The sequence below is a fragment of the Streptomyces sp. NPDC007095 genome, from assembly GCF_040634475.1.
Taxonomy (GTDB): domain Bacteria; phylum Actinomycetota; class Actinomycetes; order Streptomycetales; family Streptomycetaceae; genus Streptomyces.
Genome location: NZ_JBEYFS010000316.1, coordinates 1 through 10322 on the forward strand (window position 1 = coordinate 1; position 10322 = coordinate 10322).

Consider the following 10322-nt stretch of genomic DNA (forward strand, 5'->3'; position numbering starts at 1 on the left):
GGGCCTGTGCCCGGCACGCCGAGAGCACGCACCTGACGCCGCAGGGCCCGCCCTCCGGGCGGACGACGGGAATTTGACGACAGGACCTAGGCCCGGCCGCGTCGATCGGGTGGTGACTCAGCCCGCCGCCCGCAGCAGCGTGACCACCGCCGCCCCGCCCAGCCCGATGTTGTGGGCGAGCCCGACCCGTGCGCCCGGCACCTGCCGAGGCCCCGCCTCGCTCCTCAACTGCCAGACCAGCTCGGCCACTTGGGCGATCCCGGTCGCTCCCAGCGGATGCCCCTTGGAGATCAGCCCGCCGGACGGGTTCACGACCCACCGCCCGCCGTACGTCGTGGCCCCCGACTCCACGAGCTTGCCGGACTCCCCCTCCTCGCACATCCCCAGGGCCTCGTACGTCAGCAGCTCGTTGATGGAGAAGCAGTCGTGCAGTTCCACGACGTCCACGTCGTCGATGCCGAGCCCCGACCGCTCGTACACCTGGCGCGCGGCCTCCCGCGACATCGGCTGCCCGACGACGTCGACGCAGGAACCGGACGCGAAGGACTCCTCGGTGTCGGTGGTCATGGCCTGTGCGACGATCTCGACGGCCTTGTCCGCCAGCCCATGGCGCTCCACGAACCGTTCGGACACGACGACCGCGGCGGCGGCCCCGTCCGAGGTGGGCGAGCACTGGAGCTTCGTCAGCGGCCGGTGCACCACCCGGGCGGCGAGGATCTCGTCGACCCCGTACACGTCCTGGAACTGGGCGTACGGATTGTTCGCCGAGTGGCGGTGGTTCTTGGCGCCGACGGCGGCGAGCTGCGCCTCGGTGGTGCCGTACTTCTCCATGTGCTCGCGCGCCGCGTCGCCGAAGATCTGCGCGGTGGGCGGGGACATCTCGAAGCCGTGCCGGGCGGCCATGACGCCGTAGTGGCGAGCCACCGGGGACGTCGAGAAGTCTCCCCCGTCCGCACCGCCCCCCAGCGCCCCGCGCTTCATCTTCTCGAAGCCCAGCGCGAGCACGCAGTCCGCGACCCCGCCCTCGACGAACTGCCGGGCCAGCATCAGCGCACTCGATCCGGTGGCGCAGTTGTTGTTGACGTTGTAGACGGGGACGCCGGTCAGGCCGAGTTCGTACGCGGCGCGCTGGCCGGCGGTCGAGGGCTGGAAGCAGTAGCCGACAGGAACCTGTTCCACCTCGGCGTACGTGATCCCTGCGTCCGTCAGCGCGGCACCCCCCGCCTCCCGCACCATGTCCCAGTACTGCCAATCACGGGTCTCGGGCTTCTCGAACCTGGTCATCCCGACCCCGGCGACGTAGGCCTTCATGGCGCGCAGACTAGAACATGTTCCAGTTGCTCGCCAGGCCTGACGCCGAGTCAGTTCTTCATGGGAGGGTCAAGATTTTGTTAGTACGCCGAAGCATCGGAATAGTTGCCTGGGCGCACCGGGTTCCTCTTGCACGTATCCCGCACGCACTCCCGCACGCGTTCCCGCACGGATCGCCACCCCCCTTCTCCTCCTTCCTCCCTCTCTCTTTCGGCCTGGAGGCCTCACGCAATGACGCACACGACGACCGACCAGCCCACTCGGAGGCCCGGCGGCGCGATCGTGCCGGTACTGGCCTTCGCGGGCATCGTTGTCGCGGTGATGCAGACCCTGCTCGTTCCGGTCATCAAGGACCTGCCGGAGCTGCTGGGCACCGCACCCAGCAACGCCACCTGGGTGATGACCTCGACGCTGCTCGCGGGAGCCGTGGCCACGCCGATCATGGGCCGGCTCGGTGACCTCTACGGCAAGCGGCGGATGCTGCTCGCAAGCCTGTCCGTGATGGTCGTCGGCTCGCTCATAGCCGGTTTCACCAGCGAACTGCTGGTGATGATCGTCGGCCGCGCCCTGCAGGGCTTCGCCATGGGCGCGATCCCGCTCGGCATCGGCCTGATGCGCGACATGCTGCCCCGCGAGAAGCTCGGCGAGGCGATGGCCCTCATGAGCTCCTCCATCGGCGTCGGCGGCGGACTCGCGCTGCCCGTCGCGGCCCTGGTCGCGCAGCACGCCGACTGGCACGCCCTCTTCTTCCTCGCCGCCGGTCTCGGCGCCGTCGCGATCGTCCTGACCCTCGTCGCCGTACCGGAGTCCCCGATGCGCGCCGAGGGCACCTTCGACGGGCTGGGCGCGGCGGGCCTCTCCGCGGGCCTCGTCCTCTTCCTGCTGCCGATCACCAAGGGCAGCGACTGGGGCTGGACCTCGACCACCACGCTCGGTCTGTTCGCCGCGTCGGCCGTCGTCCTGCTCCTGTGGGGCGTGATGGAACTGCGCGTGAAGGCGCCGCTGGTCGACCTGCGCACCACCGCCCGCCGCTCGGTGCTCTTCACCAACCTCGCCTCGATCATGGTCGGCGTCTCCTTCTACGTCGTCTCGCTCGTCCTGCCGCAGCTGCTCCAGCTGCCGAAGGCCACCGGCTACGGCCTCGGCCAGTCGATGGTGGTCGCGGGTCTGTGCGTGGCGCCGCTCGGTCTGACGATGATGTTCACCGCGCCGGTCTACGCCCGGATCTCCGCCAAGTACGGCCCCAAGGTCACCCTGATCCTCGGCATGCTGATCATCGCGATCGGCTACGGCGCCGGCCTCGGTCTGATGAGCGCCGCCTGGCAGACCATCGTGATCTCGGTGGTCCTGGGCGCGGGCATCGGCCTCGCCTACTCCTCGCTGCCCGCGCTGATCGTCGGCTCCGTCCCGGCCTCGGAGACGGGCGCGGCCAACGGCCTCAACACCCTGATGCGCTCGATCGGTACGTCGGTCTCCAGCGCCGTCATCGGCATGGTCCTCGCCAACACCGCGCACAACGTCGGTGGCGTCGAGGTCCCCACCATGCACGGCTTCCGGGTCTCCTTCCTGATCGCCACCGGCGCGGTCGCCATCGGTCTGCTCTTCGCCCTGCTGCTGCCGGGCCGACGCCCGGCGACCAAGCCGCAGCTGCGCGCGAGCAGCGAGGAGGACGCGGCCCTGGAGCGCGCCCAAGAAGTGCTCCGCGGCTTCCGCGGCCGGGTGCTGGACGCCGACGGCGGCACGGTCGCCCGTGCCAAGGTCACCCTGATCGACCGGCGGGGCCGCCAGGCGGGCGCCACGCTCTCCGAGGCGGACGGCAGCTACGCGCTCGCCGTGCCCGCCGAGGGCGCGTACGTCCTCGCCGCCAGGGCACCGGGCCACGGCCCGCTCGCCTCCTCGGCGACCCACTCCGGGGACGACCGCCCCGTAGAACTGGACCTCGCGCTGCCGAGCGAGACCGTTCCGGCCCAGGCCTGATCCGAACGACAGGCCCTGGGGCCCGGTCCCGTCCGCACCACACCCCCGTCGCCGACGCGGCGGGGGTGTGGTGCACCATGGGGCGCTCACAGGCACGTACACGCGGACCCACACAGGCAGACGTGCGACGCTGCCGTTCGCACCCGACGGAGGACCCCGATGCAGGACCCCAAACCCGCGGCGCCCAAGCCCGAGATCCTGGCCGCCTTCGAGGCCGCGAAGGGGTTCATGCCGCTCCGTGAGGGGCTCGCGCTGTACGAGGCCGCCGTCGAGGCGGGCCGGCTCGGACTGCCCCTCCTGGAGGTCGGCACGTACTGCGGGCGCTCCACGATCCTGCTCGCGGACGCGGCGCGCGCGGCCGGGGTGACGGCGATCACCGTCGACCACCACCGGGGCAGCGAGGAGCAGCAGCCCGGGTGGGAGTACCACGACCCGGCCACGGTCGACCCCGAGATCGGCCGGATGGACACGCTTCCCACCTTCCGCCGCACCCTCCACAAGGCGGGCCTGGAGGACCAGGTGGTCGCGATGGTCGGCCGTTCGCCGCAGATCGCCGCCTTCTGGCGCACGCCCCTCGGTCTCGTCTTCATCGACGGCGGCCACACGGACGAGCACGCCTCCGGCGACTACGAGGGCTGGGCGCCGCACGTCGCCGAGGGCGGCCTCCTCCTCATCCACGACGTGTTCCCCGACCCGGCCGACGAGTTCACCGGCCAGGCCCCCTACCGCGTCTACCTCCGCGCCCTGGAGTCCGGCGCGTTCACCGAGGTCTCGGTGACCGACTCACTGCGCGTCCTGAAGCGAACGGGAGCGGGGATCTGAGAGCGCGGTTAGAGTCGCTGACGTGTCGTACGTAGGTCCTGACTTCGATCCTCCCGGCCCCCGTCGCTCCCGGCGCGGGCCGATGACGGTGGCGGTCGCCGCGCTGGTGCCGGGTGCGCTGGTGGGGTGGCTGGTGTGGCAGGCGGTGGGTGACTCGGGCGGCGGGGGCAGTACGTCCGCCACGTCGACGACCCCGGCCGGCGCACCCGGGTCCTCCTCCGCGGCACCCGGGTCCGCTTCCGCCGCGGCGCGGACACCGGGCGCGTCCGGGACGGACGACGGGAAGCCGCCGAGCTCGACTTTCTCCGGCCCCGCCACTCCCGCCGCCTCGGACCTGCCCGCCGCCGCGGGGCCCCTCAGGGGCAAGGTCGTCGTCATCGACCCGGGCCACAACCCCGGCAACTTCCAGCACTCGGCCGACATCAACCGCAAGGTGAACATCGGCACGAACTGGAAGGAGTGCGACACCACCGGCACGTCGACCAACGCGGGTTACACGGAAGCCCGGTTCACGCTCGACGTAGCCCGCCGGCTGCGCACGCTCCTGCAACAGGAGGGCGCCACGGTGAAGTTCACCCAGGACGGCGACCGTTCCTGGGGCCCGTGCGTCGACGAGCGGGCCCGCATCGGCAACGACGCGCACGCCGACGCGGTCGTCTCCATCCACGCGGACGGCTCCGCGGCCGGCAACCGCGGCTTCCACGTCATCCTCCCCGCGTCCGTCCACTCCGGCACCGCCGACACCCGCGCGATCGTCGCCCCCTCCCGCGATCTCGGCGAGCGCGTCGCGGGCAACTTCGTCCGCGACACCGGCAGCGCGCCCTCCAACTACATCGGCGGCGGCACCGGACTCGACGTCCGCAGTGATCTCGGCGGTCTCAATCTGTCAACGGTTCCGAAGGTGTTCATCGAGTGCGGCAACATGCGCGATAGCAAGGACGCTGCGTTGCTGACCAGCGGTGCATGGCGGCAGAAGGCGGCGCGTGGGATCTCTGAGGGAATCGTGAGTTTCCTGCGCGGGTAGTGATCGGCGGATCGAACCCGACGGACACCCTGATCGGACGGGCGATAGTGTCGTCCCTACGATGAGGGGCCACCCCCGCGCTTCACACCAGGGCCTTACGGCGACATGGTGTCAGCGACGCCTCCACCGACGACGAGACGACTGACGAAGGACCTGAAGTGAATATCCGCTCCCTCACTCGAGGCGACGGCGTGGTGATCGGAGCAGCGGTATTGCTGTTCATCGCGTCGTTCCTCGACATTTTTTCGATCGACGGGGCCTCGAGCAGTGCCAATATCCCCAGCGCCTGGTCGAGCGGACCGCTCCTGCTGAGCGTGGTCCTGGCCGGCATCATCGGGGCCGCGCTGGTCGTCGTCTCCCACGGCCTGCCGCAGATGCCCAAGATCGTCGGACTCGACCTCGGTCAGTTCGGCGTCGCCTTCACGGTCTTCGCCGCGTGGAGCGCGCTCGGGAACGTCTTCGACCCGATGGGTGGCGTCGACAACGCCGGCAGCGGGGACAGCGGCGTCAGCGCCGGCACCGGCCTCATCCTCGCGTTCATCGCGACGCTGATCATGGCCGGCGCCGCCATCGCGACCCCGCTCGTCCCGGCCCTGCAGTCCGCGCTCGTCCCCGCCCCCAAGCCCGCCGCCCCTCAGCCCTACGGCGCCCAGCCGTCCGGGGGTTACGGCTACCCCGGCGCCCAGCAGCCGGGCCAGGCCTTCGGGGGTCAGCCGCAGCAGGGGCAGGCGTTCGGCGGCCAGCCCAGCCAGCCGCAGCAGGCGCCGGCCCCGCAACCGCAGCCGCCCGCCGGTGACTTCTCGCCGTTCTGGTTCGCCGTGCCGGTGCCGCGTCCGCTGTTCGCGGAGGACGGTTCGCAGGCGCCGATCGCCGAACTCGCGCCGGGCACCTGGTACCTGGCCGTGGAACAGCGCGGTGCGAACCTGGTGGCGCAGACGCAGGACGGCCGTCGCGGCGTGCTGCAGGACACCTCCGGGATCCAGCGCGGCTGACCGGCCGCGTCCGCTCCCGTACGGCCTCCCACGGCCCCTCGTCCTTCCGGGCGGGGGGCCGTTGCCGTACAGTCGGCTGGCGCGTGCACATGACTGACGCATCGTCAGAACCTAACTCCTGGAGGGTTCATGCGGCTCGGCCTCGCACTCGGCTACTGGGGGCGCGGCCCCTCCGCGGACCATCTGCCGCTCGCCCAGGAGGCGGAGCGACTCGGCTACCACTCCGTGTGGACCGCCGAGTCCTGGGGCTCGGACGTCTTCACCCCGCTGACCTGGATCGCCGCGCACACGACCCGCATCCGGCTCGGCACGGCCGTCGCGCAGATGGCCGCCCGCTCCCCCACCACCACCGCGATGCACGCGCTCACCCTCGACCACCTCTCGGGCGGGCGCATGATGCTCGGCCTCGGGCTGTCGGGGCCACAGGTCGTGGAGGGCTGGTACGGCCGTCCGTTCCCGAAGTCGCCGCTGACCGCGACCCGGGAGTACGTCGACGTCGTACGCCAGGTCCTCAGGCGCGAAGGGCCCGTCGAGCTCGACGGCCGCTTCCACAAGCACCCCTACCGGGGCGAGGACGGCACCGGGCTCGGCAAGCCGCTGAAGCCGATCACGCATCCGCTCCGCGCCGACCTGCCGATCCTGCTCGGCGCCGAGGGGCCGAAGAACATCGCGCAGACGACCCGGATCGCGGACGGCTGGCTGCCGCTGTACTGGTCGCCGACCCGCCCAGGAGCCTACGAGGCCGCGCTGAGCGATCTCCCCGCCGACTTCCTCGTCGCGCCCATGGCCCATGTCCGCGTCTGCGACGACGTCACCAAAGGGCTGCTGCCCGTGAAGGCGATGCTCGGCTTCTACATCGGCGGAATGGGGCACGCGGCGCGCAACTTCCACGCCGATCTGATGGCACGGATGGGGTTCGAGGAGGAGGCCAGGCTCATCCAGGAGCTGTTCCTCGCGGGACGCCGCCAGGAAGCGGTGCTCGCCGTCCCGGACGCGTTCGCCGACGAGATCTCTCTCGTCGGACCGCGTGAACGCATCGCCGAGCGGCTGGAGTCGTGGCGCAAGGGCCCGGTGACAGACCTGCTGGCGCTGTCACCGGACCCTCACTCGCTGCGGGTTCTCGCCGAGCTCAACTCCTAGGTCCTGTCGGGCGGTACAGCGGTCGGGGCTCAGCCGCCGGACAGCTGCGAGGCCGACGGCACCTTGTCGGTCACCGGGGCGCCCGCGCTCTTGCCCGCGTCCTTCACCTTGTTGATGATGTCGTCGAACGAGCCCACGGTCGCGTCCGTCGAGTCACCCTTGCGGAGCTTGGACGGCAGGTTCTTGAGGGCGTCGATGCCCGCGGTGAGCGGGGCGACGGCCTTGGAGAGCGTGGGGTCGCCCTGGGCGTTCCGGCTCGCGGCCTTGAGCCGGTTGTAGGCGAACGTGCCGGCCAGGGCCGCCTTGATCAGGGCGGTCCTGCGGCCAGTGGCGCCCTTCTTGAACTTGCCGGCCTTCCAGGGCTTCACGATCCACTGGTAGGTGGCTCCGGCGGCCAGGCCCGCGTTCGCCACGAAGCGGGTCTTGGAGAGCTTCTGTTTCTCCACGGTGCTGCTGCTGGACGGGGTGGCGGCCGCCACGACGGCGGCGGTGTCCTTGGTGGCACTGCTGCCACTGCCGCAGGCCGTGGCACCGGCGAGCAGGGCGCAACAGACGGTGAGCGCCACGACGAGGCGCCGTATCGGTACGGGCACGGGGTCCTCCGGGGAAGGGAACGGTTCTCCCGGTTTCCGGGAGACACGGCTCTTCCAGCAGGCTCACCCGAACCCGGTCACCGCGCCACTCGAGCGACCCGTTCGGGTGCCGTACCCCGCGGGTTTCATCGACGGATACGCGGCAACCCGGAGGGCATGTCCCCTCGATATCGCAACGGTTCCAACCAAGCGGGCACGGTCATCGCGATCGTCGCCGACGTGATGGCCGTCATCCTCGGCCTGTGGATCCTGATGTATCTCCTGGACGCGAACCGGGCCAACGACCTGGTCCAGTTCGTCCACGACGTGGCGAGCTGGCTGGCCGGCTGGTCCCGCGACCTGTTCACCTTCGACAGGGCGTGGGCACGCGTGGTCGCGGGTTACGGCCTGGCCGCCGTCGTGTACCTCTTCATCGGCCACGCCATCGCCAACCGCATGCACCGCCACTGAGCGGTCCCCGCCCGGCTGCCGGCAGGGCTCAGCAGCACTCCGCGTCGAGCCCCAGCGGCAGGCGCTCGCCGCCGAAGACCGCGCAGGTCGCCTCGTCGCCGCCGAGCGCGGCGACGGCGAGCAGGACCGAGCCGGCCGTCCAGCTGGTGAGCTCCTCGGGCCAGATCGTCCGGGCGTCGAAGACGTAGCCCGTCCAGTAGAGGCCCGTCTTCGGGTCGCGCAGGTGCTGGATGGACTGGAGGATCTCCAGGGCACGGTCGGACTCGCCCACGGCCCACAGCGCCAGGGCGAGTTCGGCCGACTCACCGCCGGTCACCCACGGGTTGGGCACCACACAGCGCACGCCGAGCCCCGGGACCACGAACCGGTCCCAGCCCTCCGCTATCCGGGCCTCGGCCTCGGCGCCGGTCAACGCGCCGCCGAGCACCGGGTAGTACCAGTCCATCGAGTAGCGGTCCTTGTCGAGGAACCGCTCGGGGTGCCTGCGGATCGCGTGCCGCAGCGCGCCGACCGCCAACTCCCAGTCGGGCTGCGGCTCTTCGCGCTGCTCGGCGATGGCGAGCGCGCAGCGCAGCGCGTGGTGGATGGACGAACTCCCGGTCAGCAGGCCGTCCTCGACCGCCGTGCCGTCGTCCTCGCGCTTCCAGCCGATCTGCCCGCCGGGCTGCTGAAGGCGCAGCACGAACTCCACGGCCGCGTAGACCGCGGGCCACATCCGGTCGAGGAAGGCGTCGTCGCCGGTGGCGAGGTAGTGGTGCCAGACGCCGACCGCGATGTAGGCGCAGAAGTTGGTCTCCCGGCCGCGGTCGGTGACGTCGTCCGCGTCCCCGTCGGCGTACGCCGCGTACCAGGAACCGTCCTGGTTCTGGTGCCGGGCCAGCCACTCGTACGCCCGCTCGGCCGCCTCGTGCTCCCCCGCCGCGTCCAGTGCCATGGCCGCCTCGGTGTGGTCCCACGGGTCGAGGTGGTGCCCACGGAACCACGGTATGGCGCCGTCGGGTCGCTGCACCCCGAGGACGGCCCGCACCGTGGCGGCCGCCTCCTCGGCGGTGAGGACCCCGGGCAGGACGAGGTGTTCTGTCCGGGGCGTGCGCGGAGTCGTCACGAAGCGTCCACCGCGGCGGAGTCGAGGGGCAGGTGGGGCTTGGTCGCGTACGCCACGAAGCTCTTGCCGATCAGCGGGTTCAGCGCGTTCTCGGCGACCCGGGTGGCCAGCGGCTTCTTCATGATGTCCCAGACCAGCAGCTTGTGGTACGCCCGCACGGGCAGCGCCTTGTCGTTGTCGACGCCGAACGCGCACTTCAGCCACCAGTAGGGGCTGTGCAGGGCGTGGGCGTGATGGGTGCCGTACGGCTTGAGACCGGCCTCCTTCATCTTGCCCAGCAGTTCGTCCGCCTTGTAGATGCGGATGTGACCGCCCTCGACCTCGTGGTAGGCGTCGGACAGCGTCCAGCACACCTTCTCCGGGCCGTAGCGCGGCACGGTGATCGCTATGCGCCCGCCCGGCTTCAGCACGCGCACCATCTCGGCGAGGACGCCCTTGTCGTCCGGGATGTGCTCCATGACCTCGGAGATGATCACGACGTCGAAGGAGGCGTCGGGGAAGGGCAGCGCGAGCGCGTCACCCTCCATCGCGGTCGCGGTGGCGCCGGCCGGGGCCTCGCCCGCCTCCTTCATCGCCGCGAACCACTTGGCGACCTCGCGGATCTCCTCGCCGTTCTGGTCCAGCGCGACGACCTGGGCGCCGCGCCGGTAGCACTCGAACGCGTGCCGGCCGGCACCGCATCCGAGGTCCAGTACGCGGTCGCCCGGGGCGAGCGGGAACCGGGAGAAGTCGACGGTCAGCACGTGGCCCTGCTTTCACGATCGGAGGTGGGGGTGACGCCCGTGGCCGGGCCGAAATCTACGGGGCCGGGGGCCGGCCTCCCACTGTGCGACCGCGAGACGCTTGACGCCGATGGCCTCAGCGACTTCGGTCTGGGTGAGGCCGGCGGCGAGCCGAAGCTGTTGCCG

General features: G+C 71.2%; 11 protein-coding genes. 6 read left to right on the top strand and 5 right to left on the bottom strand.

Annotation, left to right across the window (positions count from 1 at the left end; translation table 11 throughout):
• Positions 1-117: 117 nt before the first annotated feature.
• A complete protein-coding gene (locus ABZ656_RS52750) occupies positions 118-1311 on the bottom strand; it encodes a lipid-transfer protein (RefSeq protein WP_360279178.1) in 1194 nt (397 codons plus the stop codon).
• A gap of 231 nt (positions 1312-1542) precedes the next feature.
• Here ABZ656_RS52750 and ABZ656_RS52755 point away from each other — a divergent pair, with 231 nt between their 5' ends.
• The 5 genes from ABZ656_RS52755 to ABZ656_RS52775 all read left to right on the top strand — a co-directional run bounded on the left by ABZ656_RS52755 (position 1543) and on the right by ABZ656_RS52775 (position 7266).
• A complete protein-coding gene (locus ABZ656_RS52755; RefSeq protein ID WP_101405443.1) occupies positions 1543-3288 on the top strand; it encodes an MFS transporter in 1746 nt (581 codons plus the stop codon).
• 159 nt (positions 3289-3447) lie between these two features.
• The gene (locus tag ABZ656_RS52760) at positions 3448-4110 is read left to right on the top strand and encodes a class I SAM-dependent methyltransferase (RefSeq protein ID WP_101405442.1); all 663 of its coding nucleotides are present in this window, start codon (positions 3448-3450) and stop codon (positions 4108-4110) included.
• A gap of 22 nt (positions 4111-4132) precedes the next feature.
• Positions 4133-5134, top strand: a complete 1002-nt coding sequence (locus ABZ656_RS52765) for an N-acetylmuramoyl-L-alanine amidase (protein ID WP_360279183.1) — start codon at positions 4133-4135, stop codon at positions 5132-5134.
• Between the two features lie 158 nt (positions 5135-5292).
• Positions 5293-6126 (top strand): DUF5336 domain-containing protein, encoded by an 834-nt coding sequence (locus tag ABZ656_RS52770; protein ID WP_101405440.1) that lies wholly within the window; start codon positions 5293-5295, stop codon positions 6124-6126.
• A 129-nt stretch (positions 6127-6255) separates the two neighbouring features.
• Positions 6256-7266, top strand: a complete 1011-nt coding sequence (locus ABZ656_RS52775; protein ID WP_360279186.1) for an LLM class F420-dependent oxidoreductase — start codon at positions 6256-6258, stop codon at positions 7264-7266.
• A 29-nt stretch (positions 7267-7295) separates the two neighbouring features.
• Here the strand turns inward: ABZ656_RS52775 and ABZ656_RS52780 are convergent, their stop codons facing one another.
• Positions 7296-7859, bottom strand: coding sequence for a hypothetical protein (locus tag ABZ656_RS52780; protein ID WP_360279189.1), 564 nt, complete (start codon positions 7857-7859; stop codon positions 7296-7298).
• A gap of 156 nt (positions 7860-8015) precedes the next feature.
• Between ABZ656_RS52780 and ABZ656_RS52785 the strand changes: the two genes are divergently transcribed.
• On the top strand, positions 8016-8309 hold the full coding sequence (locus tag ABZ656_RS52785) for a hypothetical protein (RefSeq protein WP_101405437.1): 294 nt from the start codon (positions 8016-8018) through the stop codon (positions 8307-8309).
• 28 nt (positions 8310-8337) lie between these two features.
• Here the strand turns inward: ABZ656_RS52785 and ABZ656_RS52790 are convergent, their stop codons facing one another.
• The 3 genes from ABZ656_RS52790 to ABZ656_RS52800 form a co-directional block, all read right to left on the bottom strand.
• Positions 8338-9414, bottom strand: a complete 1077-nt coding sequence (locus ABZ656_RS52790; RefSeq protein ID WP_101405436.1) for a prenyltransferase — start codon at positions 9412-9414, stop codon at positions 8338-8340.
• Positions 9411-10157, bottom strand: a complete 747-nt coding sequence (locus ABZ656_RS52795) for a class I SAM-dependent methyltransferase (RefSeq protein WP_075026596.1) — start codon at positions 10155-10157, stop codon at positions 9411-9413. The genes ABZ656_RS52790 and ABZ656_RS52795 overlap by 4 nt, the downstream gene beginning before the upstream one ends.
• 12 nt (positions 10158-10169) lie before the next feature.
• A partial coding sequence (locus ABZ656_RS52800) for a helix-turn-helix transcriptional regulator (RefSeq protein WP_360279194.1) occupies positions 10170-10322 on the bottom strand: 153 nt, incomplete at its 5' end.

Coding starts and splice junctions, on each gene's coding strand:
- ABZ656_RS52785 (WP_101405437.1), top strand. CDS start 8,016: ATGTCCCCTCGATATCGCAACGGTTCCAACCAAGCGGGCACGGTCATC.
- ABZ656_RS52775 (WP_360279186.1), top strand. CDS start 6,256: ATGCGGCTCGGCCTCGCACTCGGCTACTGGGGGCGCGGCCCCTCCGCG.
- ABZ656_RS52750 (WP_360279178.1), bottom strand. CDS start 1,311: ATGAAGGCCTACGTCGCCGGGGTCGGGATGACCAGGTTCGAGAAGCCC.
- ABZ656_RS52755 (WP_101405443.1), top strand. CDS start 1,543: ATGACGCACACGACGACCGACCAGCCCACTCGGAGGCCCGGCGGCGCG.
- ABZ656_RS52760 (WP_101405442.1), top strand. CDS start 3,448: ATGCAGGACCCCAAACCCGCGGCGCCCAAGCCCGAGATCCTGGCCGCC.